The organism is Streptomyces lancefieldiae (assembly GCF_031845825.1).
In the GTDB taxonomy this organism is placed as follows: Bacteria; Actinomycetota; Actinomycetes; order Streptomycetales; family Streptomycetaceae; genus Streptomyces; species Streptomyces lancefieldiae.
Map to the genome: position 1 here is coordinate 259,899 of NZ_JAVRFH010000005.1, position 25,668 is coordinate 285,566.

The following is a 25,668-nucleotide window of genomic DNA, read 5'->3' on the forward strand; positions in this document are numbered from 1 at the left end:
CATTCCCGAGGCCCGCCCTCCGGGGGACGACGGGGTGGTCGGACAGGCTCTAGGGTGCGGGCATGGCGAACAAGGTGAATGCCGAGATCGGCGTGATCGGCGGCTCCGGTTTCTACTCGTTCCTCGACGACGTGACCGAGGTCCAGGTCGAGACCCCGTACGGGCCGCCCAGCGACTCCCTCTTCCTCGGCGAGGTCGCCGGCCGACGGGTCGCCTTCCTCCCCCGGCACGGCCGCGGCCACCATCTGCCGCCGCACCGGATCAACTACCGGGCCAACCTGTGGGCGCTGCGCTCGGTCGGCGTGCGCCAGGTCCTCGGCCCGTGCGCGGTGGGCGGGCTGCGCCCCGAGTACGGGCCGGGCACGCTGCTGGTGCCGGACCAGTTCGTCGACCGTACGAAGTCCCGGCCGTCGACGTACTTCGACGGGCTGCCGATGCCCGACGGCACGGTGCCCAACGTGGTGCACGTGTCGCTGGCCGACCCGTACTGCCCCGCCGGGCGGGCCGCCGCGCTGAAGGCGGCGCGGGGGCGGGACTGGGAGCCGGTGGACGGCGGCACCCTGGTGGTGGTCGAGGGGCCGCGCTTCGGGACCCGTGCGGAGTCGCTGTGGCACCGGGCGCAGGGCTGGTCCGTGGTGGGCATGACCGGTCACCCGGAGGCGGCGCTCGCCCGTGAGCTGGAGCTCTGCTACACCTCGCTGACCCTCGTCACCGACCTCGACGCCGGTGCGGAGAGCGGTGAGGGGGTCTCGCACGAGGAGGTGCTGCGGGTGTTCGCGGCGAACGTGGACCGGCTGCGGGGCGTCCTGTTCGACGCGGTGGCCGCGCTGCCGGCGGCCGGGGAGCGGGACTGCCCGTGCGGGAAGGCGCTGGGCGGGATGGACCCGGGGATCACTCTGCCGTAGCGGCGGCCGGGCGGGGCGCGGCGGCCGGCCGGGCGGCAGGTCGGCACGTCGGAGAGTCGGGCGGTAGAAGGGGACCGACCGGGTGGTGGGATGGGAGGGGACTGACCGGGGACTGAACGGGGACTGACCGGGGACTGGCCGGGGACGGACCGGGCGGGGGCAGTCGGCTGGGCGGGCAGCCGGAATGTCCTGTTCGGGTGAGGGAGTTGTCCACAATCGGCCGGTGGTCCACGGGCTCCGGCGAGCGACGGCGACATGCCTCATCGTGGACGCGCAAGCCGATCCCTCGTCACAGGTGGTGGTCCCGGTGTCCCGTCCCGCTGTTCCCTTCCCACTCCCGCTCGGTACGGACGCACCGCCCACCTGCGAGGTGCCGCACTTCGCCCCGGTGCGGGTGCGCGGCGGCCGGCAACAGCTGCACCGGCTCGTACGGCACCGGCGGCGGGCCATGGCCGCGGGGCTCGCCGTCACCGCCGCGGCCCTGGTCGCGGCGGGCCCCCACCCGGGGGCCGGCGGGCAGGACGCCCAGCGGGCGCGCGGACATCCGGTGACCGAGCCGGTGCGCAAGCGGCACGGGGCGGATCTGGTGGCGGCGCCGGTACGGATCGCCGACGCGGCCGCGGTGCGACTGCTCAGGCCGGGCGACCGGGTCGACGTCGTCGCGGCCGGAGGCGGCGGCACGGGCGATGCCTCGGTGGTCGCCCGCGGAGCGCGGGTGACGAAGGTGCCGGAGCCCATGGACGGCAGCTCGGCGGACGGTGCGCTGGTCGTGGTCTCGGTGCCGCGCACCACCGCACACCGGCTGGTCGGCGCGGGAGCCCTGTCGCGACTGGCGGTGACGCTGTGGTGAGCCCGTCAGGTGCCTCGTTCGTAGCCGGCGCGGTTCGACGGCGGGCGGGCGTTCGCCCGGCTCAGAGGTGGTGGGGCGGCTTCTCGTCGAGGAAGCGCTTCAGGTCGGCCGCGCCGTCGCCGGCGGGCCGCTCACCCCAGCCGCGGTCGGTGTCGTCCGCGGACTGCTGGTCCAGCGGGTCGTCGAAGACCAGCGCGGGCTTGGGCGCGCGGGGCTCGGGTGCGGGCGTGCTACTCATGGTTCCAGGGTACGGCCCGCGCTGCGGACGGCGTTCCGCCCGCCCGGCTCCTCCTGCGGCCGCCACGGCCGGCGCCTGCTGCCACCGAAGGCGCCCACGGCTGGACGACACTGGCGCCATGACAGTTGACGCATTGACGGACGTCGCCGGCGTGCTGATCGGGCATGCGACACGCACCGGCGACGGGTGGCTCACGGGCACGACGGTGGTGCTCGCGCCGCAGGGCGGGGCGGTCGCCGCCGTGGACGTGCGCGGCGGCGGTCCCGGCACCAAGGAGACCGACGCGCTCGATCCGCGCAACCTGGTGCAGAAGGTCGAGGCGGTGGTGCTGACCGGCGGCAGCGCGTACGGGCTCGACGCGGCGTCCGGGGTGATGGCCTGGCTGGAGGAGCGGGGACGCGGGGTGCGCGTCGGGCCGGATCCCGCGCACGTCGTGCCGGTGGTGCCGGCCGCCTGCGTCTTCGACCTGGGGCGCGGGGGCGACTTCCGGGCCAGGCCGGACGCTGCCACCGGACGGGCGGCGGTCGAGGCGGCCCACGCGAGCACGCCGGGTGCGCGGGTGGCCGAGGGATGTGTCGGAGCGGGTACGGGAGCCGTGGTCGGCACGCTCAAGGGCGGGGTCGGCACCGCGAGCACCGTGCTGGACTCGGGCATCACGGTGGCGGCGCTGGTGGTGGCGAATGCGGCGGGGGCGGTGATGGACCCGGCGACGGGGGTGCTGTACGGGGAGTTGTTCCGGGGCGGGCGGGTGGAGTATCCGAAGGCGGGTGTCCACGAGGCCGCGGGACTGCGCCTCGCCGAGGTCGCGGCGAGGAACGCGCCGCCCCCGCTCAACACCACGCTCGCCGTGGTCGCCGCCGACGCCGACCTGTCCAGGGCGCAGGCGCAGAAGCTGGCCGGCACGGCGCACGACGGCATCGCGCGTGCGGTACGGCCGGTGCACCTGCTCAGCGACGGGGACACGGTGTTCGCCCTGGCGACCGGACGGCGCCCGCTCGACGCGGCGCAGCCGCTCGCGCTGAACGAGGTGCTGGCGGCGGGCGCGGACGTGGTGACGCGCGCGATCGTGCGCGCCGTACGGGCCGCCGACCCGGTGGACGGACCGGGCGGGGCGTGGCCGTCGTACGGGGAGTTGTACGGGGAGGCGCGTGAGCAGTCGTACGGGGAGCGGCACCAGGAGTAGCGCGAGGCAGGACGCGAACGGAGACGAGAAGAGGGACGCGAAGGGGACCAGCAGCGGACGAGCAGGGGCGCACCCGGGCCGGGCAGGGATTCGTACGGTCCGTGGGGGGGGTGAAGCCGCCTCTGAACAGCGGCTTTTGACGAGCCGTCGGGTAGCGCGGGAACCTTCCGCGCGGCCCGCGCGTTTTTCGTGCGTACGTTTTCTCGGTTCCCGGACATGATGTCCGACCGAGGGGCTACGGTATGCACCCACAAGGTGACATGCAGCAACGCCGGGAGAAACCTTGAGCGTTCCGTACGAGACGGCAGCGTACGAACCACCCGAGTCGCCCGAGTCTCCGGAGGAGCACCTCATGCGACTGCTCGGTCGCGCCCTGAACTCGTTCGAGCTGCCCGACGAGACGATACGGCAACTGGACTGCGCGCTGGCGCACGACGGTTCACTGCACTCCGCGCACCACAGCGCGGGGCTGCACCGCGAGACGTACCGGCACACCTGGCTGCTCGCCGACGGCACGGCGCTCACGCTCTGGGAGCTCGTCCACAACACGGCCCCGGGCAGTGAACCGCAGCACGAGGTGTACGTCGACGAGGAGGAGGTGCGTACCGCCACCGGCCGGCTGGCCCTGCCGCCGGAGACGCCGGAGTTCGAACTGCCGGTGCAGGTGCACTTGTCCTCGGTCCCCGCGCCGCGGCACACCTACGTCGTCGACGGTTCGGCGGACCACGCCCGACGGCTGCTGCGCCGCGCGGAGAACACGGACCGGCCCGGTGCCGACGTCGCCGCCCTGCTGACGACGGCGTCCGCGCACCAGATCACCCAGGCCTTCGGCGGCCCGGGCCGCGCGGGCCGCACCGGAGTCGGCTTCTCGCTCTACGAACACGCGTTCCTGGCGGGTGACGGGGTGGAGATCTCCCTCTGGGAGGTCGAGCACACGGCCACACCCGACGGGCGGCACATGTGCGAGGTCTACGAGAGCGAGGCCGCGGCCCGCCGGGCGATGGAGCGGCGCGCCGCGCAGGTCACCTGAGCGGGCGGGCCGGGGTACGGCTCCGGGCCGGGTCCCCGACGGAACCCGGCCCGGAGACCGCGGACGCCCGACGCCCCCTTACGCGGCCACCGGCTGCTTCGCCCCGGGCGTGGAGGACGACGGGTCGGCGCCGTCGGGTCCCTGTGCCGCCGCGCCCGGCGCCCGCTTGCGCAGGCTCTTGAGGAGGAGCACCAGGGCCGTGGTGACGCAGACACCCGCCGCGATGGCGACCAGGTAGAGCAGCGGGTTGCCGATCAGCGGGACCACGAAGACGCCTCCGTGCGGGGCGCGCAGCGTCGCGCCGAAGGCCATCGACAGGGCGCCGGTGATCGCGCCGCCCACGATCGAGGACGGGATCACCCGGAGCGGGTCGGCCGCGGCGAACGGGATGGCGCCCTCGGAGATGAAGGAGGCGCCCAGTACCCAGGCGGCCTTGCCGTTCTCGCGCTCGGCGGCGTTGAAGAGCCTGCCGCGCACGGTGGTGGCCAGGGCCATCGCCAGCGGCGGGACCATGCCGGCCGCCATGACCGCCGCCATGATCTTCATCGCCGAGTCACTGGGGTCCGAGACCGCGATGCCGGCGGTGGCGAAGGTGTAGGCGACCTTGTTGACCGGGCCGCCGAGGTCGGCGCACATCATCAGGCCGAGCAGCGCGCCGAGCAGGACCGCGTTGGCGCCGGACAGGCCGTTGAGCCAGTCGGTCATCGCCTCCTGTGCGGACGCGATGGGCTTGCCGATCACCACGAACATCAGGAAGCCGATGATCGCCGCGGAGATCAGCGGGATCACCACCACGGGCATGATGCCGCGCAGGGCCGCCGGGATGGGTATCCGCTGGATCGCCATCACCACGGCACCGGAGATGAGCCCGGCCGCCAGACCACCGAGGAAGCCGGCATTGATGCTCAGCGCGATCGAGCCGCCGACGAAGCCGGGGACCAGGCCGGGACGGTCGGCCATACCGTAGGCGATGTAGCCGGCCAGCACCGGGACGAGGAAGGCGAAGGCCACGCCGCCGATCTGGAACAGCAGCGCCGCCCAGCTGTCCGCCTGGGACCACACGAAGTGGTCCATCACCGACGGCGCCTTGTTGATCTCGTAGCCGCCGATCGCGAAGCCCAGGGCGATGAGCAGACCGCCCGCGGCGACGAACGGGACCATGTAACTGACGCCGGACATCAGCCAGGTGCGGAGCTTGGTGCCGTACCCCTCGCCGGACTCGCCGCCGCGCTCGACGGGCGTCGCACCGGCGGGGCCGGCCGCCGTGACCTCACCGCGGGCCGCCTTCCCGCGGACCTCGCCGATCAGTTCGCCGGGCCGGTTGATGGCCGCCTTCACGCCGGTGTCGACGGTGGGCTTGCCGGCGAAGCGGTCCTTGTCGCGTACGGGCACGTCGTGGGCGAAGATCACGCCGTCCGCCGCCTCGATCACCGCCGGGTCGAGCCGGGTGAAACCGGCCGATCCCTGGGTCTCGACGACGACTTCGACGCCCTGCTCACGGCCTGCGTTCTCCAGTGACTCGGCCGCCATGTAGGTGTGCGCGATGCCGGTGGGGCAGGAGGTGACCGCGACGATACGGAAGGGACGCGCGGGTTGTGCGGGTTGCGCGGGCCCCGCCGCCTTTTCCCGCTCGTCGGTGCTGCCCGTGGCGGCCCCGGCGGAGGCCGCCGCCGGGACCGCCACGGAGTCCTCGTCACCTGCGGAGCCGGCTTCGGGATCTGCTCCGGAGCCGGCTCCGGAACCGGCTCCGGAACCTGCCGGGTCCTCCCCGTGGATCAGCGCCGCGGCGGCCGTAGCGTCGTCCACCGACCGCAGCGCGGCGGTGAACTCGGCGTTCATCAACTGCCGGGCCAGGGACGAGAGGATCGTCAGGTGGGCGTCGTCGGCGCCCGCCGGAGCGGCGATCAGGAAGATCAGATCGGCCGGGCCGTCCGCCGCGCCGAAGTCGACGCCGAGCGCACTGCGCCCGAACGCGAGCGACGGCTCGGTGACGTGCTCACTGCGGCAGTGCGGGATGCCGATGCCGCCGTCGAGACCGGTCGGCATCTGCGCCTCTCGGGCGGCCACGTCGGCGAGGAAGCCCTCCAGGTCGGTCACCCGGCCGTGGGCCACCAACCGCTCGGCGAGGGCGCGCGCCGCCGCTTCCTTGGTGTCGGCGGACAGGTCGAGGTCGACCAGATCCGCGGTGATCATGTCGCTCATCGCGGGCTCCTTAGCTCGCGTATCGCCCGGTACGTGGGGTGACAGGCGGGGACGGGACAGGGACGGGGACGGGGACTGGGGTACTGCGGTCGGGGACGGGGGTTACCGCGGGGGCGGCGGAGGCACTGTGGACGCGGCCGGGGACGGACACACCGCGGCCGGCGTCGGGTCCGGGGACGGAGCCGGGTCCGGGGACGGAGCGAGCTCCGGGACGAGGACCGGCGGCATGGCAGGGGCCAGGCCGGGGGCGCAGCCAGGACGGGACCGGAAGGCGCAGCCGGGAAGACGCCCCAGGACGCGGTCGGGGGTCACGACGTCGGCTCCGTCAGCGCCCGGTCCACCGGCACCTGCGCCGTGACCGTCACCGCCGCCGGGTGCAGGTCGGCCGGTGTCGGCATCACACTGCCGGGCAGCTGGACGGCGGCGGCACCGTGCGCGACGGCGGAAGCCAGGGCCCCGGGCCCCGCTCCCCCGGCGACGAGGAACCCGGCGAGCGAGGAGTCGCCGGCGCCGACGTTGCTGCGTACGGCGTCCACGCGGGCGCTGCCGTACCAGGTGCCCGCGTCGTCCACGAGCAGCTGGCCGTCGGCGCCCAGGCTGGCGAGCACGGACCGGGCGCCCAGCTCGCGCAGTTCCTCGGCGGCCTTCACGGCGTCACCGACCGTGGCCAGGGGGCGGCCGACGGCTTCGGCGAGCTCCTCCGCGTTCGGTTTGACCACGTCCGGTCCCTCGCGCAGCGCCTGGAGCAGCGCGGGCCCGGAGGTGTCCAGGGCGATGCGGACGCCGGCCGCGTGCGCCCGGACGACCAGGTCGGCGTACCAGGAGGGCGCGAGTCCGCGGGGCAGGCTGCCGCCGCAGGCGATCCAGTCCGCGCCGCGCGACTGCCGCCGTACGGTCTCCAGGAGCAGTTCCCGCTCGGCCGCCGACAGTTCGGGGCCGGGCGCGTTGATCTTGGTCAGGACCCCGTCGGCCTCGGCCAGCGCGATGTTGGAGCGGGTCGCCCCGGCGATCGGCACCGAGGCGACCTCGATGCCCTGTGCGTCCAGCAGATCGGCGACGAGTGCGCCCGGCGCGCCGCCGAGCGGCAGTACCGCGACCGTGCGCCGTCCGGCCGCCGTCACCGCGCGCGAGACGTTCACTCCCTTGCCGCCCGGGTCCACGCGCTCGCCGTCGGCGCGGACGACCTCGCCGCGGTCGAGGCGTGGAACCTCGTAGGTGCGGTCCAGCGACGGGTTGGGGGTGACGGTGAGGATCATGCGCGTACTACTTCCGTGCCGTCGCGCTCGATGGCGGTGGCGTCTTCGGGGCTCAGCCCGCTGTCGGTGATCAGCAGGTCCACGTCGCTCAGGGCGCCGAAGCGGGCGAAGTGCTCCTGGCCGTGCTTGGAGGAGTCGGCGAGCAGCACCACGCGGCGGGCGGCGGCGACGGCGGCCCGCTTGACCGCGGCCTCGGCGAGGTCGGGGGTGGTCAGGCCGTGCTCGACGGAGAAGCCGTTGGCCGCCACCATCAGCACGTCGGCGCGGATCTCCCCGTACGCGCGCAGCGCCCAGGCGTCCACCGCGGCACGCGTACGGTGGCGCACGCGCCCGCCGACCAGGTGGAGCTGGATGCCGGGGTGGTCGGCGAGGCGGGCCGCGACGGGCAGGCTGTGGGTGACGACGGTGAGGGACGTCTCCGGCGGGAGGGCGGCGGCCATGCGGGCCACCGTCGATCCGGCGTCGAGGATCAGGGTGCCCTCGGTCGGCAGTTCCGCCAGGGCGGCCTTGGCGATCCGGTCCTTCTCGTCGGCCGCCGTGGACTCGCGCTCGGCGAGGTCCGGCTCGAAGTCGAGCCGCCCGGCCGGGATCGCGCCCCCGTGCACCCGGCGGAGCAGGCCGGCACGGTCGAGGGCCTTGAGGTCGCGGCGGATGGTCTCCGCCGTCACCTGGAACTCCTCGGCCAGCGACACCACGTCCACCCGCCCGCCGTCCCGGGCGAGCCGGAGGATCTCCTGCTGCCGCTCCGGTGCGTACATGACCGTTCATCTCCGCTTCGTGCCCGAACCTGTGGTTTCAGCCGGAGGCTACGCCCGGTTTTCCGGAAAGTAAACCGAGAAGCAGAAACGACCGGACCCAAACGGGCACGACCGGGCATGACCGGGGTACCGGAGAGCTCCGGGCGGGGCGTGGACGCGGACGCAAGGGAGCGGGGTGGGTCCGGCACCGAAGTACCGGACCCACCCCGCCCTGCCTCACGCGGCGCGGTCCCCCTGGACCCGCTAGACCAGCGCGGACTCCTTCTCCTCCACGCGGTCCTCCTCCTGGGCCCCTTCCACGTGCTGGGCCGGCCGCTTGGGCAGCGCGAACATCAGCAGGAAGATGGCGGCCAACACCGCGGCCACCCAGCCCAGCGCGTTCTGGAAGGCGTCCGCGTAGGCCGGGCCGATGCGGGCGGGGGTCAGTCGGTCGCTCATCGTCCCGAAGAAGACCACGGACACCAGCCCCAGCCCCAGCGCGTTGCCCATCTGCTGCACGGTGTTGATGAGCCCGGACGCCGCCCCGGCGTGCTCGCGCGGCACCTGGGACAGCACCGCGTCCGTCAGCGGGGCGACGATCAGGCCCATGCCGACGCCCATGACGAGGAGCGGGAGCGCCATCTGCCAGGACGTGATGCCGAGCCCGTACCGCTCGGACTCCCAGATGTAGAGCAGCACTCCGGCCGCCATCACCAGCGCGCCCGCCTGAAGCACCTTGCGCCCGAAGCGCGGCACCAGCTTCTGCACCGACACGCCGGCCGCCACGGAGACTGCGATCGAGAACGGTACGCCGGTCAGACCGGCCCGCAGCGGGGTCCAGCCCAGCCCCTCCTGCATGTACAGCGTCCACACCAGGAAGAAGATGCCGAGCGCGACCCCGAAGACCGTCTGCACGGCGATGCCCGCGGCGAAGCTCTTCACCCTGAACAGCGACAGCTCGACCAGCGGCGAACCGTCTCGCGCGCTCTTGCGCCGCTCGTACGCCACCAGCACCGCGAGCACGACGAACGCCCCGGCCATCGAGAGGTACCCCCACAGCGGCCAGCCCAGCTCACGGCCCCGGGTGAGCGGGTAGATCAGCATCAGCAGGCCGAGGGTGACGAGTGCGACGCCCACCAGGTCCAGCTTCAGGGCGCGCGGTGCCCTGGACTCGCTGATGAAGCGGCTGCCGAGGATCAGGCCGGCGATGCCGACCGGCAGGTTGATGAGGAAGATGGGCCGCCACTCGAGCCCGAAGAGGTTCCACTCGGTCAGCAGGGCGCCCAGCAGCGGCCCGGAGACGGCCCCCAGTCCGACGATCGCACCGAACAGTCCGAACACCTTGCCGCGTTCGTGCGCCGGGAAGGTGGCGTGCACGATCGACAGCACCTGCGGCACCATCAGCGCCGCCATGGCCCCCTGGAGGATGCGGGAGGCGACCAGCATCTCCGGGTTCACGGCGAGGCCGCAGAACGCGGACGCGACGGTGAAGCCGCCGATGCCGACGAGGAAGACCCGTTTGCGGCCGTGGATGTCGCCGAGCCGTCCGCCGGTGATCAGGCCGGCGGCGAAGGCGAGGGCGTAACCGGCGGTGATCCACTGGATCTGGCTGAAGGAGGCGCCCTCGTCCCGCCGGATCGAGGGGATGGCGATGTTCACGATGGTGACGTCGACCAGGTCCATGAACGCCGCGGTCATCACGATCGCGAGGGCGAACCACCGACGGCGATCGCTCGCGTCGGGCCGGGCTGGTGAGGGTTGGTCCGGGGTGTGCGTGAAGGTCATGGGAGGAAGCTAGGGGACCAGTAGGTCAGATGGCGTCCTAGATATGCGGCATCCTCGGAGGCATGACGACGGACACTCCGGCCCGGCTCCTGACGCTCCTCTCCCTCCTCCAGACGCCCCGCGAATGGCCGGGCGGCGAGCTCGCCGACCGGCTCGGGGTCTCCCGCCGCACGGTCCGGCGGGACATCGACCGGCTGCGCGAGCTGGGCTATCCCGTGCAGGCGTCCATGGGTGCCGACGGCGGCTACCGGCTGGTGGCCGGCAAGGCGATGCCGCCGCTCGTGCTGGACGACGAGGAGGCGGTGGCCATCGCGGTCGGACTGCGCGCCGGGGCCGGGCACGCCCTCGAGGGCGTGGACGAGGCGTCGGTACGGGCGCTGGCCAAGCTGGAACAGGTGCTGCCGGCGCGGCTGCGGCACCGGGTGGCCACGCTCCAGGCCGCCACGACGCCGCTGACCAGCGGGGACGGTGCGAGCATCGCCCCCGAGACGCTGACCGTCATGGCCTCGACGGTGGCCGGACGGGAGCGGCTGCGGTTCGCCTACCGCGCGGGCGACGGCGCCGAGACGCGACGCGTGACGGAGCCGTACCGGCTGGTGTCGACGGGGCGCCGCTGGTACCTGGTCGCCTACGACCTCGACCGGGACGACTGGCGGACCTTCCGGGTGGACCGGGTGAGCGAGCCGTTCGCGACCGGGGCGCGGTTCGCTCCGCGGGAGCTGCCGACCGGGAGCGCCGCGGAGTACCTACGGCGCTCGATGCAGCGGCGGGGCGACTCCTACGGGATCGTGGTCGAGTTCGACGCGCCTGCCGAGGCCGTCGCGGCACGGGTACCGCAGTGGATGGGAGTGCCGGAGGCGCCGGCCGGCGGTTCGTCGTGTGTCCTGCGGGCGACCGTGTCGGAATCGGTGGAGTGGTTGGCGGTGCGGCTCGCGACGCTGGGGGTGGAGTTCCGGGTGCGGGAACCGGCGGAACTGGTGGAGTGCGTACGGGAACTGGGAGCGAGGCTGGGGCGCGCAGGCGGACGTGAGGACCCGGCCCACGTCCTCCGCCCCACGGACGCCCCTGCTGCCCCTACTGCCTCTACTGCCCCTACTGCTGCCTCTACTGCCTCTACTGCCCCAACTGCATGAGACCGGGACCGCCCTCCCAAGCGAATCCCCGCACCACCTCGAGGTTCCGCAACGCCGACTCCAAGGGACTCCGCCCCTCCCCCGACGGCGGGCCCTCCGGGGAGGACGACGCCCAGTGCTCCACCGCCACGCGGACGGCCGTACTCGCCACGGCGGCCGCGAAGTGGAGGTCGGAGGAGGCCGCGAGCCGCGCGGCGACGTTGTCGTTCCCGCGGGCCAGCCGAGTGGCCAGAACCTCCGTGAGCGCCCGCTCCGTCGTGTGGCAGACCTCCGCCCACACCTTCCGCAGGGCCGGACTGGTCTCGGCCAGGCGGATGAGGGAGCGGGCCCATTCCCAGGAGGCGGCCGAGACTCCGGCACCCGGCGTCAGCGTGCGCCGTACGGCGTGTTCCAGCGCCTCGGGCGGGGACAGCTCGGCCGGGGCCTCGCGGACGGCCTCCGTCCAGCGCTCGGCGCCCAGGGCGTAGAGCGGGGCGACGGCCTCTTCCTTGGTCGCGAAGTAGCGGTAGAAGGTGCGCGGGGCGATACCGGCGGCCCGGGCGATGTCCTCGGCCCGGGTGGCCCGCAGTCCCTGCCGCACGAAGAGACGGGCCGCCGCACGGGCGATCTCCATCCGGGTCTCGGCCTTGCGCCGCTCGGTCAGGGACGCCGACCCCGCACCGCGACCGGAGACACGGGACGGCCCGTTGGCCGGGGACGGCCCCTGCGCGGGAGACAAGCCCTGCGTGGGAGACGGACCTTGGGCAGGACACGGACCCTGTGCCGGAGACGGACCCTGTGCCGGAGACGGACCCTGACCTTGAGCAGGAGACGGACCCTGTGCGGGAGACGGACCCTGGGCAAGAGACGGACCCTGGGCGGAGGATGCTGGGATGGTGCTGCTCACTTCGGCAGGCTATGCCGCTGTGGCAGAATCTGCCATTCGGCGGGCCACCCCGGGGTTCAGGTTCGGGGTGCCCCGCCTCTCCGATCCGCCGGCGCACGGCCACGTGCAGCCGCCCCGCCCTCCGCGTACGGAAGGAGCCGGGCCGGCGCCCCGGGGGGAGAGGCGCCAAGCCCGGCTCGGGAAGGTCCCGGCGCCGGGGGGAAGTGCGACGGGACGTGGTTCAAAGCGGCGGTCCGAGGCCCGTGGCCCCGGGCGCCGACTGCTGGGCCCGGAGTTCTTGTTCCCGGGCCCCCGCCAGTTGAAGCAGCGTTACACGGCCATGTTTGCGCGGGGTTCGGCCACCGGCGTACGCCCCACGCGTCACCTCACGCCCCCCACCTCACGACCGCCTACGCCGCCGCCTCGAAGCCGGTGTCACGCGCCAGCTTCTTCAGCTCCAGCAGCGCGTGCTTCTCGATCTGCCGGATGCGCTCACGGGTGAGCCCGTGCTCCTTGCCGACCTCGGTCAGCGTACGCTCGCGGCCGTCGTCGATGCCGTACCGCATCTTGATGATGGAGGCCGTGCGCGGGTCGAGGCGGCCGATGAGGTCGTCCAGCTCCTCGCTGCGCAGCAGCGTCATCACCGACTGCTCGGGCGACACGGCGGAGGTGTCCTCCAGCAGGTCGCCGAACTGGGTCTCGCCCTCGTCGTCCACCGACATGTTCAGCGAAACCGGGTCGCGGGCCCAGTCGAGCACGTCGACCACGCGCTCCGGCGTCGAACCCAGCTCGGCGGCGATCTCGGCGGGCTCCGGCTCGCGGCCGTGCTCGCGGTTGAACTCGCGCTGCACGCGCCGGATCCGGCCCAGCTCCTCCACGAGGTGGACGGGCAGGCGGATGGTGCGCGACTGGTCGGCGATCGACCGGGTGATCGCCTGACGGATCCACCAGGTCGCGTACGTCGAGAACTTGAAGCCCTTGCGGTAGTCGAACTTCTCGACCGCGCGGACCAGGCCGGCGTTGCCCTCCTGGATCAGGTCGAGGAGCGGCAGCCCGCTGCGGGGGTAGCGGCGGGCGACCGCCACGACCAGGCGGAGGTTGGAACGGATGAAGACGTCCTTGGCCCGCTCACCCTCGTCGATCAGGGCCTGCAGCTCCTCACGAGTGGCGTCGGCGCCGGTCTCCTCGTAGCCTTCGAGGACCTGCCGCGCGAAGACACCCGCCTCGATGGTCTGGGACAGCTCGACCTCCTTGGCGGCGTCGAGCAGCGGAGTCCGCGCGATCTCGTCGAGGTACATGCCGACCAGATCACGGTCGGCGAGCTCGCCGCCGCTGGCGCGGACGCTGGTTGCCGCGTCGGCCGTCTCGCCGGTGGCGGACTTACGACGGGCGACGGCACGGGTTGCCATGCGTGCTCCCTTGCGATGAGTGGTTCAGCGGGCGGTCCTGCGGACGCGTACGGCCACCGTGTGGGTTGTCCTCGGTCTCCGGTCACCGCTCCCCCGTCTCGGGGCTCGGGTCCCGCCTCCGGACTCTCTCCGGTCTCTCCGGACTCTCCTCGGGTGCCCTGCATCCGATGGAAACAACGACTGGAATCCGGACAGAATTCCCAACCCGCCCCCCGATTTTTCTGATCATGCAGTACCCTGTGCCGCCACACGAGGAGGCGCGATGCCGTCGGCACGTACAGAGGTCCAGGTCAGGCCGGGAACCGAGGAGGACCTCGAGGCCCTCACCGACCTCTACAACCACTACGTACGTGAGACGCCCATCACGTTCGACACCGAACCCTTCACCCCGCAAGAGCGCCGTCGTTGGCTGCTCTCCCACCCTGAAGACGGCCCGCACCGGCTGAGGGTTGCCACGGACGCGGACTCACAGGAGATTCTGGGCTACGCCACATCCGGCCCGTACCGCGCGAAGCCCGCCTACGGGACCTCGGTGGAGACCACCGTCTACGTCGCCCCGCACGCCGGCGGCCGCGGCATCGGCACGCTGCTCTACACGTCCCTGTTCGAGGCCCTGGCCGGCGAGGACCTCCACCGCGCCTACGCGGGCATCGCGCAGCCCAACGAGGCGTCCACCCGGCTGCACGAGCGCTTGGGCTTCCGGTACGTCGGCACCTACCGGGAGGTGGGCCGCAAGTTCGGCCGGTACTGGGACGTGGCCTGGTACGAGAAACCGCTGTAGCCCTGCCGCGGTCACGCCCGCGGCCACGCCGTAGGCCCGCGGTGGCCCGGCGCGAGCTCAGCCGAACTGCACCGACCGCTTCGCCAACCCCATCCAGAACCCGTCGATCACCGACTTCCGCAGGTCCAGTTCACCGGCCGCGTCCGCCGCCCCCATCGTCACGAACAGGGGCGCGAAGTGCTCGGTGCGCGGGTGGGCGAGCAGCCCCGCCGGGGACTTGCGGGCGAAGTCCAGCAGCCCGTCCACGTCACCGGCCTCCAGCGCGCGCCGGCCCCAGTCGTCGAACTCCGCGGACCAGGAGGGGACGCCCGCCTGCCGCAGGGCGGCCAGGTTGTGGGTGAAGAACCCGGAGCCGACGATCAGCACACCCTCGTCGCGCAGCGGCGCGAGCCGACGGCCGACCTCCATGAGCCGCGCCGGGTCGAGGGTCGGCATGGAGACCTGGAGGACCGGGATGTCGGCGTCGGGGTACATCTCGACCAGCGGCACGTACGCACCGTGGTCGAGGCCTCGGTCGGGGACGTCCTGCACCGGCGTACCGGGGGCGCGCAGCAGCTTGCGTACGGACTCGGCGAGCTCGGGGGCGCCGGGAGCCTCGTAGCGCACCCGGTAGTAGTGCTCCGGGAAGCCCCAGAAGTCGTGGACGAGGGGGACGGTCCGGGTGGCACCGAGGGCGAGCGGCGCCTCCTCCCAGTGGGCGGAGACGACGAGGACGGCCCTGGGGCGCGGCAGGGCGGCGGCCCACGCGGCGAGTTCGCCGGGCCAGACCGGGTCGTCCGCGAGCGGCGGGGCGCCGTGGCTGAGGTAGAGGGCGGGCATGCGCTCCTGGGTGGCGGCGGACATGGGGCGGCTCCCGATCTGCTCGAAGTGTCACGCGAAGTCATTCCAAGCATTACTTGAAGTATCAACCTCACGTATCCACGCGAAATGTACCCGGATTTTGTTTAATGTTCAAGAAGTCGTTTCGTACAGTGGGATACATGAACACGGCATCCACCCCCGCACCCGCCGACGGACCTCGCTGGCTCAGCGCCGACGAACAGCTCGTCTGGCGCTCCTACATCGAGGCCGCCACCCTCCTCGAGGACCACCTCGACCGACAGCTCCAGCGCGACGCGGGCATGCCGCACGTCTACTACGGCCTGCTGGTCAAGCTCGCCGAGTCCCCGCGACGGCGGATGCGCATGACGGAGCTGGCCCGGTACGCGAAGATCACGCGCTCCCGGCTCTCGCACGCGGTCGCCCGCCTGGAGAAGAACGGCTGGGTGCGCCGCGAGGACTGCCCCTCCGACAAGCGCGGCCAGTTCGCCATCCTCACGGACGAGGGGTACGAGGTACTGCGCCGGACCGCTCCGGGCCACGTGAACGCCGTACGCCAGGCCGTCTTCGACCGGCTCACCCCCGAACAGCAGAAGTCCCTCGGCGAGATCATGCGGATCGTCGCCGAGGGACTCCAGCCGAGCGAAGCGGGTGCGGACCTGCCCTGGCTGCGCTGAGCGCGGCCGGGGCAGGTCCGGGGACCCGCGGCCCCACCGGCGCCGGGCGCGCGGTAGGGGGCAGGTCCGGGGAACCGCGCGTACGGGGCGTCCCCTCCCCGTACGCGCGGATGGAACCGGCGGGTGCGTGGGTCAGTGGGCGATGACCGGCACCGGCAGCTCGTCCTCGACCCCGTCGGCCGAGCCGGAGCCCGTGACGGCGGTGCCGCCCGGGCGGCCGGCGTTGACGAAGGTCAGGGCGATCACGGCCGCCACGGCCAGGATGCCGACGGCGAGCCAGATCGCGCTGGTGTAGCCCTGCACCTGGCCCTCCAGCTGGACCAGCTGCTGCTGGGACCGGGAGGTCGCGCCGCCGATGTGGTCGGCGATGTAGGACGTGGTGGCCGAGGCGGCGATCGTGTTCAGCAGCGCCGTACCGATCGCGCCGCCCACCTGCTGCGAGGTGTTGACCATCGCGGAGGCGACACCGGAGTCCCGCGGCTCCACACCCTGCGTGGCCATGGACATGGCCGGCATGAACGCCGTACCCATGCCGAGACCGAGCAGCAGCATGCCGGGCAGCAGCACGGCGGCGTAGGAGGTGTCGACCTCCAGCTGGGTCAGGAACAGCATGCCCACGGCGGCGACCAGGAAGCCGGGGCCCATCAGCAGCCGGGGCGCGACCCGGGTCATCAGCCGGGTGCCGATCTGCGTCGAACCCGTGATCATGCCCGCGATCATCGGCAGGAAGGCGAAGCCGGTCTTCACCGGCGTGTAGCCCTTCACGATCTGCAGGTAGTAGGTCAGGAAGAGGAACAGGCCGAACATGGCGATGATCGCCAGGCCCAGGGAGAGGTAGACCCCGCCCCGGTTGCGCTCGGTGATCACGCGCAGCGGCAGCAGCGGCGCCTTGACCTTCGCCTCGACGAGCACGAAGGAGAGGAGCAGCACGGCGGCACCGACGAACATGCCGACCGTCGTCGCGTCGCTCCAGCCCTCGGACTCGGCGCGGGTGAAGCCGTAGACGAGCGCGACCAGGCCGAGGGTGGACAGGAACACACCGGGGATGTCGAGCGGCGAACGGTTGCGGCCGCCCTGCGGCTCACGGATGACGAAGTAGGCACCGGCCGCGGCGACGACCGCGAACGGGATGTTGACGAAGAACGTCCAGCGCCAGTTCAGGTACTCGGTGAGGAAGCCGCCGAGGATCAGACCGACGGCGCCACCGCCACCGGCGATCGCACCGTAGATGCCGAACGCCTTGGCGCGCTCCTTGGCGTCCGTGAACATCACGGCCAGCAGGGAGAGCGCGGCGGGCGCGAGCAGCGCGCCGAAGACGCCCTGGAGGGCGCGGGAGCCGAACATCATCGCCTCGTTGGTGGCCGCGCCGCCGAGCGCCGAGGCGACGGCGAAGCCGGCCAGACCGAGGACGAAGGTGCGCTTGCGTCCCCACAGGTCGGCTATGCGGCCGCCGAACAGCAGCAGACCACCGAAGGCGAGGGCGTATGCCGTGACGACCCACTGCCGGTTGCCGTCGGAGATGCCGAGGTCCTGCTGGGCGGAGGGAAGGGCGATGTTCACGATGGTGGCGTCGAGGACGACCATCAGCTGGGCGAGCGCGATGAACACGAGCGCTTTCCAGCGGCCGGCGTCCGGGACGCCGGGAGCCTTGACGGCTGTTTCAGACATGGGGGTACCCACTTCGGGACTTCGTGACGGAAAAAACGTGAGCAAAGGAACGGCTCGTCCACGGCGACGGCCGGTGTCAGCAGAGGTCGGGGCGGTGGTCGGCAGAGGTCGGAGCAGTGTCACGCGTCGGGACGCGGACGGCGGGGCGTTGCGTGACTAGTCGCAGGGCCGGCGCAGGTCCTCCATGGTCACGGGGGTCCCCGGCAGCTCGGAGGGGGCCGGAGCCCGCAACCCGTCCAGGAACAACTGCAGGTGGCGGTGGACGAACCGGTCGGCGCTCAGACACCCGGTACCGGCCGGGGGCCGGCTCAGCTGGGCCGCGACGATCATCACGTCGCCCACGCCCACGTCCGCACGGAGCTGACCGGCCGCCTTCGCCCGGTCCATGACCTCGGCGACGAGCCGCTCGACCCGTTCGCGCGCCGCTACCAGGTCGGGGTGGTACTGGTCGAAGGTGCTGGACACCATGGGACACAGGGCGCTGATCCGCTCGTCGACGGAGACGTGCACGAAGCGCTCCAGCGCCTCGAAGGCGTCGCCGCTCTCCGCGAGCGCGAGTTCGGCCGCCCGTGCCGTACGGTCCATGACCGAGCAGACGACCTCGCGGACGAGGGCGTCACGGTCGGGGAAGTTGCGGTACACCGTGGCGTTGCCGACACCGGCCCGGCGGGCGACGTCGTCGAGCGGCACGTCGGGGCCGTGCTCGACGAACATCTCGCGGGCGGCGGTGACGATCCGCTCCCGATTGCGCAGGGCGTCGGCGCGGGGCCGGGTCACCTTGCGCTGCTCGGGGGCTGCGGTCTGCACGGCGTACTCCTCGATGACGGGGGTGATGACTGGATGATGACGGAATGATGTCTGGGTCATGACCGCGGTCACGACCACGGCGAGCGATCCGGGGAGGGAATCCCCGTTTCGCGCGGACACAGGTCTAAACGGGGAAACGATCCCCGGTTATTTCCCGCACCCGCACCCATTCGTCGTGACCTGCGTCACATGCCGGAAGGTGCCTCCAGCCGCATCGACCGCCTCGGGGGTGCCCCGGTGTTCCGCTGGTCTTCCGCTGGTCTTTCGTGGGTCTTATGTGGGTCTTCCGCGGGTCTTCCGCGGATCTCTCGTCGGCCTCCCGCCGGTCCCTCACCGATCGGCGGCCCCCGGTCGGCGGTTGCCGATCGGCGGCTACCGACGAGAAACCCACGATCGGCCGCTCCAGCGCGCGCCCGCGCACCCCTCGACACAGGGTGATGTCAAGGGTGCAGCCGGTGTCCGGCGGCTGCCGGGGTCCGGGAGGTCTGCATGCAGCCGCAGCCGCAGGCGCAGGCGCCGAGCTGTCGGATACGCCCGCGCCGGCTGGCCGCGCTCGCCACCGTCACCGTCCTGACCCTCGCGGTCAGCACCTCGGCGGTCAACGGGCACCTCACGCCGGACACGACCGCGGCGGGCCCGGGCCCGGCCACCCTCTCCCACTCCTCCGCGCACGGCCCCTGCTTGATCAGCGCAGGCCCCGAGATCCAGATGTCCGAGGGCGTCCCCACCACCACCGGCTACGCCCGCTCCACCGGCACCGTCCGCGCCCTCACCCTGATGATCGACTTCTCCGACGCGCCCGGAGAGGGCAAGGCGCTCGACCGTTTCGCCGAGTTCTTCCCGCAGACCCAGAAGTGGTTCCGGACCAGCTCCTACGGCCGCCTCGACTACCGCCCCGCGACCCCGATCCGCGACTGGCTGCGGATGCCGAAGTCCCTCGCCGAGTACGGCATAGAGCGCGGCGCCCCCTTCGACCCCGGCTACCGGCAACTGGTCCAGGACCTGGTGGCGGAGGCCGACGAGAAGGTGGACTTCCGGTCCTACGACCTCCTGAACGTCCTGGTCACCCCGAACGCCGGCCCGTCCGCCCTGGACACGGTCCTGTCCGTGACCTTCGCCGGCAACGCCGAGGCCCCGGTCGCCGACGGCGTCCCGGTGGCGAACGCCTCCTTCGTCTACTCCCGCCAGGACGACGGCTCCGGCTCCTACGACAAGACCGGCTACCGCGTCCTCCCCCACGAGAACGGCCACGTCTTCGGCCTGCCCGACCTCTACACCCAGGAGGGCGGGGGCGCGGTCGGCCACTGGGACATCATGAGCGAGGACTGGGGAGCCAACAACGACCTGCTCGGTTGGCACAAGTGGAAACTGGGCTGGCTGGACCGCACCCAGGTGCACTGCGCGTCGGCGTCCGGGACGACGGAGTACACGCTGACACCGCTGGCCCGCAAGGGCGGTGACAAGCTCGTGGTCGTCCCGCTGGACGCCAGGTCCGGGTACGCCGTCGAACTGCGCACCCGCGAGGGCAACGACGAGGTCGTGTGCCAACCGGGCGTGCTGATCTACAAGATCGACGCGGACGTGGACACGGGAATGGGCCCGGTGAGGGTCTACGACTCCCACCGCGACAGCGGAGGCTGCACCCGCAGCCCCAACGTCCACGCCGAACTGTCGGACGCCGCCTTCACACCGGGCGAGACCTTCAAGGACCCGCGCCGGCGCATCACGATCGCGGTGTCGGGGGCCAACCGGAAGGGCGACCACCGGGTGCGGATCACGCGCGGCTGAGACGCGTACGGGGAACGACGCGGGCCGCTCCAGCCACTCCACCCTCCACGGCCCCACCGCTCCACCGCTCCACCGGTCCCACTGGTACTACTGGCCACCAGGCCGCCTCCACAGGCTCCACAGGCTCCACAGGCTCCAAGGGCTCAACCGGCATTACGGTAGGCCTGCCGCGACCGCCGTACCGGAGAGCCGATGCCCGCCAACACCACGAACGACGCCGCCCGCGACGAGGCCGCCGCCGTACCGGGCACACAGGCCGGAAACACACCACAGCCGGCAGCCCCGACCACCCCGCCCGCACCGGCGGAGGCGACCGCCCCGGCCGAGGCGGTCGCACCGCTACTGCGCGGAATCGCCGTACTGCGGCGGCTGACCGAGGCGGACGGCGGCACCCTCAGCCTCAGCGCGCTGGAGAAGGCCACCGGCCTGGCCCGCTCCACGGTCGACCGCGTCACGGCGACCCTCGCCCGCATGGACTACGTCCGCCTGGACGGCCGCGACGTGACCCTCGCCCCCCGACTGATGGAACTGGGCAACGCCTACCTCGCCGCCCTCCGCCTCCCCGCGCTGCTGTCCGCCCGAGCCGACGCCCTGGCCGACGAACTGGACGAGTCGGTCTCCCTCGCGGTCGGCGACCGCGACGGCATCCGCTTCATCCACCAGGCCACCCGCCGCCGCGCGATGTCCCTGAGCTTCCGCATCGGCGACCTGCTCCCCGCCGAACGCACGGCGCCGGGCCCGCTGTTCGCCACGGAGTGGACGGAGACCGACTGGCAGCGCTGGCACGACCGCAGGGCGTCGGACCCGCAGGACCGGGCCTTCCCCGCCGTGCCCCCACGCGAACACGCCGCCCCGGACACGGACTTCGAACTCCGCACGGCCCGAGCCGCGGCGGACGGCTGGGCGCTGGACGACCAGCTGATCGAACCGGGCCTGATCGCGATCTCGGCTCCCGTACGGGATCCCCGCACCGGCCGCGTGGCCTGCGTGGCGAGCGTGGTGAGCCACACCAGCCGCCACACGGCCGAGGACCTGTGCACGACCCTGCTCCCCCGCCTCCGCTCGGCGGTGCGGTCGATGGAGGACGACCTGCGCACCGCCCCGCCCCCGGAACCGGGCGCACCCCCCGCCGGCCTGGCCACGTGGACGGGCGCGTCGAAGCAGGAACTCGGCCGGGAGTTCATCGAGTCCCTGGCCCGCGGCCTGACGGTACTGACCGCCTTCGGCGAGGGCCGTTCACCACTGACCCTCACGGAGGTCGCGAAGGCGACGGGCCTGGCCCGCGCCACGGCACGCCGCGCCCTGATCACCCACGAACACGCGGGCCTGGTGACCCCGACCCCCGACCGCCACGCCTTCACCCTCACCCCCCGCGTCCTCTCCCTCGGCTTCCCACCCCTCTCCCGCACCTCCCTCCCCCAGATCGCCCAACCCCACCTGACCGCCCTCGCCGACCGCGTCCACGAGTCGGCCTCGCTGGCCGTCCTGGCGGACTCGGGCGAAGAGATCCAGTACACGGCCCGGGCGGCCACGAGCCGGGTGATGAGCGCCCACGTCGCGGTCGGCACCCGCCTCCCGGCGCACGCGACGTCACTGGGCCGCGTCCTGCTGGCCGACCTCCCGACCGCCGACTCCCGCTCCGAGGTCCGGACCCAGGGCTACGCCCTGGTCGACCAGGAACTGGAGGCCGGCCTGCGCTCCCTCGCGGTCCCGGTACGCGACCGCACGGGCCGGGCGGTGGCGGCGGTGAACGTGGCCATGCACGCCGCCCGCCGAACGGCGGCGGCCTGCGTGACGGACCTCCTGCCGGAGCTCAAGGAAACAGCGGGACGCATCGAGGCGGACCTACGAGTGGCGGGCCGCTTCCGCAGCGTCCCCCTCACCTGACCGACCGACGCCCACCGGCCCACCCGCTACACTGTCGGCGGTGGCACACCCACACCCAGCACCACCGCCACCGCACCACGACCGGCCTTCGTAGCTCAGGGGATAGAGCACCGCTCTCCTAAAGCGGGTGTCGCAGGTTCGAATCCTGCCGGGGGCACAACGCGTTACCGCTCTGACCTGGGGGTTTCTTCCCCAGGGAGGGCCCCTACTCGGCCTCGTCCAACGACCACGGTCCTCGCAACTCCCACAGATCGCGGGTGTTGCGAGGACCGTCAGAACCCAAGCTCCTCGTCCGGGGCCGTTTTGCGTGAGCGGACGGAGAGTGGGCGAACGTGGCATACTTGAAGTATGGCAACCCGGAAGATCACCATCACCGTGCCGGAAGAGCTGGTGGAATCGATCAAGGAGCGCGTCGACGCACGCGGAGTGTCCGGCTATATCGCGGCCGCCGCCGCTCATCAGGACGCCATGGACCGACTGCGCGAGCTGGCCGGGCGCCTCGAGGAAGAGCACGGCGCCGTGACGGACGACGAGCAGCAGGCAGCGCTGGACCGCATCGCCGCCATTGACGGCTGGCATGACGAGCAGCGATCACATTCGGACGAGGCCGCGTGAGCCGCACCGCCCGGGCGAGGCTGCATCGGCCGCGACAGCGCGTCTTCGTGTTCGACTCCGAGGCTCTCTCCAAGGCGGTTCAGGGCGATCGGGAGATGGCAGCGCTGATCAAGACGGCTCCACGGCTCGACATCCCGATCGTCACCTCGGCGCTCACGACCTTGGAGGCATGGGACCCTCGCGAAGCGTCGAGGCAGGCGCTGTGGAACTGGACGCTGTCCCGGATCCGCGTCGTGCACACGGACGACCAGGTGATCGCCATGGCGCGCGACATGCTGAAGACAGCCCGCCTGCATGGGCACAAGTACGCCATCGACGCAATTCTGGCGGCCGTGGCCGGGCAGGAAGCCGCGCAGGGAGCTGAGGCAACCGTCTTCACCTCCGACACCGACGACATGAATCAGCTCCTCGCCGGACACTCCGTGCGAGTCGAGAAGGTCTGACGAGACGCCGCCCACACTTCACTCCGACGACTCGCCGGCTCCCCCGACTGCCCGCTGGCCGTACACCGACAGGCACCCTCCGTTACGGGTGTCAAGCCGACCGCCGGGACGGAAAAGCCCAAGCGCGCTCTACAAGTTGCGGAGGTACGAGGACATCGGCCCAGAACCAACCGTCACCGGCCTCACCGATGATCGTGGACGGTCGGTCGCGCCGTCACCCCGCAGGCGGCTCAGCATTATTGACGGAGACGATCAGATACGGGTCGATCTGCAACCAGAAGGCACCGCCGTCCCGTTGGACCGCTCCGTCGAATCCCATACCGCGCAGCCGCTTCCATGCCGCAAGGACGTCGGTGATCGCGACGCGGAGTTGGGCTCCTGGAACATCCGTGGCCCGCTCCTTGCGGTACCACTGCCTGATGACCAGGTTCTCGTAGGAGACCCAGTCCTTGCCGCGGCGGGACGTGGTCATCCCCAGAGCTGTGAGGGCTTCGTTCACGCGGCCGATGTCGGTGACAGGCAAGTACGCGCCCCGCAGTCGGGGTTGTACAGGTGATCGGTTCTCGATGTCCGCCGGCGCCTCCGCGCGAGGCACATCGTGGACATCGTCTCCCGTTTCCACGCGCCGCACCGCACGGATGAGGAAGAGGTTCTGACCGTCCACAGTGGTCAGACGAGTGCAATATGCAGAATCCTAAAGCGGGTGTCGCAGGTTCGAATCCTGCCGGGGGCACAAGGGAGAAGGCCACCTAGGAACGTTCCTATGTGGCCTTTGACATCCACTTCTGACATCAACGCGGGCGGTCACCCACGATCAGGGCACCGCTTCCTGAGCAGCCGGTCCATGTGGCCCATGGCTTCACGCTGCGTGTCCCGCACGACGTGCGTGTGGACGTCCATGGTGATGCTGATCTGTGAGTGTCCGGGGAACCCCGTCACGACGCGAGGCGCGACTCGCTTAGGGCTAGGGGACTAGATTTTCCATATGCCTGAGCAGCCGTCCTGTCTCCGCATCGCCGATGAACTCCAGCGGCGGATCGCGGAGCATGTGTGGGGGCCGGAAGACCGCCTGCCCTCCCGCGCTCAGATCACCCAGGAGTGCGGAGTGGGCGAGAACGTGGTCCGCAGAGTTCAGGAGCTGCGGATCCCAAGGTGTGTGGGAGGGCCGCGCCGGGTCGGGTGCCTATGTCGCCGAGCCCCGACAGCGGGCACGCGTGGTGCGGTGATCAGCGTGCGAGCAGCCGAACGGTCACCCTTCCGGGCCGACATGAAGGCCGTCGGCAGGCAAGGAGACTGGGAGAGCCTGACAGGCGCCAAGGTGCCGGCCCCCGCAGACATCGCCGCGCGAGTCGGGATCGTCGAGGGCGAGCTGTGCATGCGGACGACGTACGAGTTCCTGGCGGACGGCAGGCCGGTGCAGTTGTCGACGAGCTGGGAAAGATGCCTGGTCACGCACATCCGGCGGACGTACTACAGCGACGGCGGTCGACCCGCGCCGGGACAGCGGACATCGTGATGCCCGCGGCACACTGCGAGATCGTCTACGAGTTCCCGGTCAACCGGGGACAGCGCGAAGGGAGAAGCCGATGGGGCGCCGCAGAGGAAACCGTGGGGACACCGCAGCCGTGACCGCGACGGTGCGTGAGTGGAGCGACGAGGAGGGCTGGGGTGTCCTCGACTCGCCCGAGACTCCCGGAGGGTGCTTCGGCCACTTCTCCGACATTCAGGCGCCCGGCTTCCGCACGCTGTCGCCAGGGCAGCAGGTCGTTCTCACCTGGGAAGCGCCCGGCTTCAAGCAGGACGGATACGACTACCGGGCGGTGAGCATCGTTCCCCGCTCTGTCTGACATCCACGGCTGACATCAACGAGGCCGAACGGCGGCGTGCGACAGCACCCCTGGGCGGCCGCCGGACCAGCCGACGACGGCACCAGGGGCGGGGGTACCGAACTCCTTAAGCAGGTGTCGCATGTTCGAATCCTGCTGGGGCACAGAACCAACCGCAGGTCAGGAGGGTAAGTAGCCATCCCGCGCTCGGTGATCCCGATGGACGCGTACTTTTCGTCGAGGACCTGGCGGCGCCGCTCAGCCTCCGGCTCGTCGATCCAGTACGGCTGTAGCCGGTCGGCCAGTTCGGTCCCGCCGGTTCCTGCTCGCCGCGCGGGCCGGGGTCTCCCTGCGGGCCGGCCGGTCCTGTCTGCCGCGCCGGGAACAGCCGGTCCGGTCGGCGCGGTTGCATCGACCGGGGGACCGGCGCCGCATGGGCGGGGAACACGGAGACCACGAGGTCGTCCGCGCCGTCAGGATCCGGGCCCCGGGTCGCGGTACGCCCGCCGCGCACTCGGACCAAGACGTGTTTCCGCAGGAGGACTGCTTGATGACTGACCGGCCCTTGACGCTCATGGCAGTACACGCCCACCCCGACGACGAGGCCACCGGAACCGGAGGGGTCCTCGCGCGGTACGCGGCGGAAGGCGTCCGCACGGTGCTCGTGACGTGTACCGACGGCGGTTGCGGTGACGGGCCGGGGGGCGTCAAGCCGGGCGATCCCGGGCATGATCCGGCGGCGGTCGCTCTGATGCGCCGTCAGG

At 72.0% G+C, this 25,668-nt stretch carries 24 protein-coding genes, 1 tRNA gene and 2 pseudogenes; 15 read left to right on the top strand and 12 right to left on the bottom strand.

Annotation, left to right across the window (positions count from 1 at the left end; genetic code table 11):
* Positions 1-62 precede the first annotated feature (62 nt).
* On the top strand, positions 63-905 hold the full coding sequence (locus RM812_RS07435; RefSeq protein ID WP_311571599.1) for an S-methyl-5'-thioadenosine phosphorylase: 843 nt from the start codon (positions 63-65) through the stop codon (positions 903-905).
* A 370-nt stretch (positions 906-1,275) separates the two neighbouring features.
* Positions 1,276-1,755, top strand: coding sequence for a hypothetical protein (locus RM812_RS07440; protein WP_311571628.1), 480 nt, complete (start codon positions 1,276-1,278; stop codon positions 1,753-1,755).
* Between the two features lie 61 nt (positions 1,756-1,816).
* Here RM812_RS07440 and RM812_RS07445 read toward each other — a convergent pair whose 3' ends face one another.
* The gene (locus RM812_RS07445; protein ID WP_311571600.1) at positions 1,817-1,993 is read right to left on the bottom strand and encodes a hypothetical protein; all 177 of its coding nucleotides are present in this window, start codon (positions 1,991-1,993) and stop codon (positions 1,817-1,819) included.
* Between the two features lie 118 nt (positions 1,994-2,111).
* Here RM812_RS07445 and RM812_RS07450 point away from each other — a divergent pair, with 118 nt between their 5' ends.
* Both RM812_RS07450 and RM812_RS07455 read left to right on the top strand, forming a co-directional pair.
* Entirely contained in the window at positions 2,112-3,176 is a 1,065-nt protein-coding gene (locus tag RM812_RS07450; protein WP_311571601.1) for a P1 family peptidase, read from the top strand.
* A gap of 283 nt (positions 3,177-3,459) precedes the next feature.
* Positions 3,460-4,206: a DUF6227 family protein gene (locus RM812_RS07455; RefSeq protein WP_311571602.1), complete on the top strand. Its 747-nt coding sequence runs from the start codon at positions 3,460-3,462 to the stop codon at positions 4,204-4,206.
* A gap of 78 nt (positions 4,207-4,284) precedes the next feature.
* Here the strand turns inward: RM812_RS07455 and RM812_RS07460 are convergent, their stop codons facing one another.
* The 4 genes from RM812_RS07460 to RM812_RS07475 form a co-directional block, all read right to left on the bottom strand.
* Entirely contained in the window at positions 4,285-6,408 is a 2,124-nt protein-coding gene (locus tag RM812_RS07460; protein ID WP_311571603.1) for a PTS fructose transporter subunit IIABC, read from the bottom strand.
* 308 nt (positions 6,409-6,716) lie between these two features.
* Complete coding sequence (gene pfkB / locus RM812_RS07465) at positions 6,717-7,664, bottom strand: 1-phosphofructokinase (RefSeq protein WP_311571604.1); 948 nt, start codon at positions 7,662-7,664, stop codon at positions 6,717-6,719.
* Complete coding sequence (locus tag RM812_RS07470; RefSeq protein WP_311571605.1) at positions 7,661-8,422, bottom strand: DeoR/GlpR family DNA-binding transcription regulator; 762 nt, start codon at positions 8,420-8,422, stop codon at positions 7,661-7,663. The genes pfkB and RM812_RS07470 overlap by 4 nt, the downstream gene beginning before the upstream one ends.
* Positions 8,423-8,665: 243 nt before the next feature.
* Entirely contained in the window at positions 8,666-10,186 is a 1,521-nt protein-coding gene (locus RM812_RS07475; protein WP_311571606.1) for an MFS transporter, read from the bottom strand.
* A 62-nt stretch (positions 10,187-10,248) separates the two neighbouring features.
* Between RM812_RS07475 and RM812_RS07480 the strand changes: the two genes are divergently transcribed.
* On the top strand, positions 10,249-11,319 hold the full coding sequence (locus tag RM812_RS07480) for a helix-turn-helix transcriptional regulator (RefSeq protein WP_311571607.1): 1,071 nt from the start codon (positions 10,249-10,251) through the stop codon (positions 11,317-11,319).
* On the opposite strand, the gene RM812_RS07485 is transcribed toward RM812_RS07480, so the two are convergent.
* Positions 11,300-11,932, bottom strand: a complete 633-nt coding sequence (locus tag RM812_RS07485) for a TetR/AcrR family transcriptional regulator (RefSeq protein WP_394816429.1) — start codon at positions 11,930-11,932, stop codon at positions 11,300-11,302. The genes RM812_RS07480 and RM812_RS07485 overlap by 20 nt on opposite strands.
* Positions 11,933-12,594: 662 nt before the next feature.
* Complete coding sequence (locus tag RM812_RS07490) at positions 12,595-13,593, bottom strand: sigma-70 family RNA polymerase sigma factor (protein ID WP_311571608.1); 999 nt, start codon at positions 13,591-13,593, stop codon at positions 12,595-12,597.
* A 262-nt stretch (positions 13,594-13,855) separates the two neighbouring features.
* On the opposite strand from RM812_RS07490, the gene RM812_RS07495 reads away from it, so the two are divergent.
* Positions 13,856-14,374, top strand: a complete 519-nt coding sequence (locus RM812_RS07495; RefSeq protein ID WP_311571609.1) for a GNAT family N-acetyltransferase — start codon at positions 13,856-13,858, stop codon at positions 14,372-14,374.
* A gap of 57 nt (positions 14,375-14,431) precedes the next feature.
* Here the strand turns inward: RM812_RS07495 and RM812_RS07500 are convergent, their stop codons facing one another.
* The gene (locus tag RM812_RS07500; protein ID WP_311571610.1) at positions 14,432-15,217 is read right to left on the bottom strand and encodes a dioxygenase family protein; all 786 of its coding nucleotides are present in this window, start codon (positions 15,215-15,217) and stop codon (positions 14,432-14,434) included.
* Between the two features lie 137 nt (positions 15,218-15,354).
* Here RM812_RS07500 and RM812_RS07505 point away from each other — a divergent pair, with 137 nt between their 5' ends.
* Positions 15,355-15,870 (top strand): MarR family winged helix-turn-helix transcriptional regulator, encoded by a 516-nt coding sequence (locus RM812_RS07505; RefSeq protein ID WP_311571611.1) that lies wholly within the window; start codon positions 15,355-15,357, stop codon positions 15,868-15,870.
* A 132-nt stretch (positions 15,871-16,002) separates the two neighbouring features.
* On the opposite strand, the gene RM812_RS07510 is transcribed toward RM812_RS07505, so the two are convergent.
* Together RM812_RS07510 and RM812_RS07515 are read right to left on the bottom strand one after the other, a co-directional pair.
* On the bottom strand, positions 16,003-17,538 hold the full coding sequence (locus RM812_RS07510; protein WP_311571612.1) for an MFS transporter: 1,536 nt from the start codon (positions 17,536-17,538) through the stop codon (positions 16,003-16,005).
* Between the two features lie 156 nt (positions 17,539-17,694).
* The gene (locus tag RM812_RS07515; RefSeq protein ID WP_311571630.1) at positions 17,695-18,345 is read right to left on the bottom strand and encodes a TetR/AcrR family transcriptional regulator; all 651 of its coding nucleotides are present in this window, start codon (positions 18,343-18,345) and stop codon (positions 17,695-17,697) included.
* A 489-nt stretch (positions 18,346-18,834) separates the two neighbouring features.
* Between RM812_RS07515 and RM812_RS07520 the strand changes: the two genes are divergently transcribed.
* From RM812_RS07520 to RM812_RS07540, 5 genes are all read left to right on the top strand, one after another.
* Complete coding sequence (locus RM812_RS07520; RefSeq protein ID WP_311571613.1) at positions 18,835-20,133, top strand: M6 family metalloprotease domain-containing protein; 1,299 nt, start codon at positions 18,835-18,837, stop codon at positions 20,131-20,133.
* Between the two features lie 192 nt (positions 20,134-20,325).
* Positions 20,326-22,020, top strand: coding sequence for an IclR family transcriptional regulator domain-containing protein (locus RM812_RS07525; protein ID WP_311571614.1), 1,695 nt, complete (start codon positions 20,326-20,328; stop codon positions 22,018-22,020).
* Positions 22,021-22,104: 84 nt separating this feature from the next.
* Positions 22,105-22,177 (top strand) — tRNA-Arg (locus RM812_RS07530).
* A 191-nt stretch (positions 22,178-22,368) separates the two neighbouring features.
* A complete protein-coding gene (locus RM812_RS07535) occupies positions 22,369-22,635 on the top strand; it encodes a hypothetical protein (protein WP_062698815.1) in 267 nt (88 codons plus the stop codon).
* Complete coding sequence (locus RM812_RS07540) at positions 22,632-23,078, top strand: hypothetical protein (RefSeq protein ID WP_311571615.1); 447 nt, start codon at positions 22,632-22,634, stop codon at positions 23,076-23,078. The genes RM812_RS07535 and RM812_RS07540 overlap by 4 nt, the downstream gene beginning before the upstream one ends.
* Positions 23,079-23,292: 214 nt before the next feature.
* On the opposite strand, the gene RM812_RS07545 is transcribed toward RM812_RS07540, so the two are convergent.
* Both RM812_RS07545 and RM812_RS07550 read right to left on the bottom strand, forming a co-directional pair.
* Positions 23,293-23,550 carry a hypothetical protein gene (locus RM812_RS07545; protein ID WP_311571616.1) on the bottom strand — a complete coding sequence of 86 codons (258 nt, stop codon included), beginning with the start codon at positions 23,548-23,550 and terminating at the stop codon, positions 23,293-23,295.
* A gap of 332 nt (positions 23,551-23,882) precedes the next feature.
* Positions 23,883-24,032, bottom strand: a pseudogene (locus tag RM812_RS07550) (site-specific integrase); the annotation flags it as partial.
* Between the two features lie 31 nt (positions 24,033-24,063).
* Between RM812_RS07550 and RM812_RS07555 the strand changes: the two are divergent.
* The 3 genes and pseudogenes from RM812_RS07555 to RM812_RS07565 form a co-directional block, all read left to right on the top strand.
* Positions 24,064-24,641: pseudogene (locus RM812_RS07555) on the top strand (GntR family transcriptional regulator); the annotation flags it as partial.
* A gap of 23 nt (positions 24,642-24,664) precedes the next feature.
* The gene (locus tag RM812_RS07560; RefSeq protein WP_311571617.1) at positions 24,665-24,925 is read left to right on the top strand and encodes a cold-shock protein; all 261 of its coding nucleotides are present in this window, start codon (positions 24,665-24,667) and stop codon (positions 24,923-24,925) included.
* Between the two features lie 529 nt (positions 24,926-25,454).
* The coding region (locus RM812_RS07565) for a PIG-L family deacetylase (RefSeq protein ID WP_311571618.1) at positions 25,455-25,668 on the top strand (214 nt) is incomplete at its 3' end.

Coding starts and splice junctions, on each gene's coding strand:
- RM812_RS07435 (WP_311571599.1), top strand. CDS start 63: ATGGCGAACAAGGTGAATGCCGAGATCGGCGTGATCGGCGGCTCCGGT.
- RM812_RS07445 (WP_311571600.1), bottom strand. CDS start 1,993: ATGAGTAGCACGCCCGCACCCGAGCCCCGCGCGCCCAAGCCCGCGCTG.
- RM812_RS07450 (WP_311571601.1), top strand. CDS start 2,112: ATGACAGTTGACGCATTGACGGACGTCGCCGGCGTGCTGATCGGGCAT.
- RM812_RS07460 (WP_311571603.1), bottom strand. CDS start 6,408: ATGAGCGACATGATCACCGCGGATCTGGTCGACCTCGACCTGTCCGCC.
- pfkB (WP_311571604.1), bottom strand. CDS start 7,664: ATGATCCTCACCGTCACCCCCAACCCGTCGCTGGACCGCACCTACGAG.
- RM812_RS07470 (WP_311571605.1), bottom strand. CDS start 8,422: ATGTACGCACCGGAGCGGCAGCAGGAGATCCTCCGGCTCGCCCGGGAC.
- RM812_RS07475 (WP_311571606.1), bottom strand. CDS start 10,186: ATGACCTTCACGCACACCCCGGACCAACCCTCACCAGCCCGGCCCGAC.
- RM812_RS07480 (WP_311571607.1), top strand. CDS start 10,249: ATGACGACGGACACTCCGGCCCGGCTCCTGACGCTCCTCTCCCTCCTC.
- RM812_RS07485 (WP_394816429.1), bottom strand. CDS start 11,932: ATGGAGATCGCCCGTGCGGCGGCCCGTCTCTTCGTGCGGCAGGGACTG.
- RM812_RS07490 (WP_311571608.1), bottom strand. CDS start 13,593: ATGGCAACCCGTGCCGTCGCCCGTCGTAAGTCCGCCACCGGCGAGACG.
- RM812_RS07495 (WP_311571609.1), top strand. CDS start 13,856: ATGCCGTCGGCACGTACAGAGGTCCAGGTCAGGCCGGGAACCGAGGAG.
- RM812_RS07500 (WP_311571610.1), bottom strand. CDS start 15,217: ATGTCCGCCGCCACCCAGGAGCGCATGCCCGCCCTCTACCTCAGCCAC.
- RM812_RS07505 (WP_311571611.1), top strand. CDS start 15,355: ATGAACACGGCATCCACCCCCGCACCCGCCGACGGACCTCGCTGGCTC.
- RM812_RS07510 (WP_311571612.1), bottom strand. CDS start 17,538: ATGTCTGAAACAGCCGTCAAGGCTCCCGGCGTCCCGGACGCCGGCCGC.
- RM812_RS07520 (WP_311571613.1), top strand. CDS start 18,835: ATGCAGCCGCAGCCGCAGGCGCAGGCGCCGAGCTGTCGGATACGCCCG.
- RM812_RS07525 (WP_311571614.1), top strand. CDS start 20,326: ATGCCCGCCAACACCACGAACGACGCCGCCCGCGACGAGGCCGCCGCC.
- RM812_RS07535 (WP_062698815.1), top strand. CDS start 22,369: ATGGCAACCCGGAAGATCACCATCACCGTGCCGGAAGAGCTGGTGGAA.
- RM812_RS07545 (WP_311571616.1), bottom strand. CDS start 23,550: ATGACCACGTCCCGCCGCGGCAAGGACTGGGTCTCCTACGAGAACCTG.
- RM812_RS07560 (WP_311571617.1), top strand. CDS start 24,665: ATGGGGCGCCGCAGAGGAAACCGTGGGGACACCGCAGCCGTGACCGCG.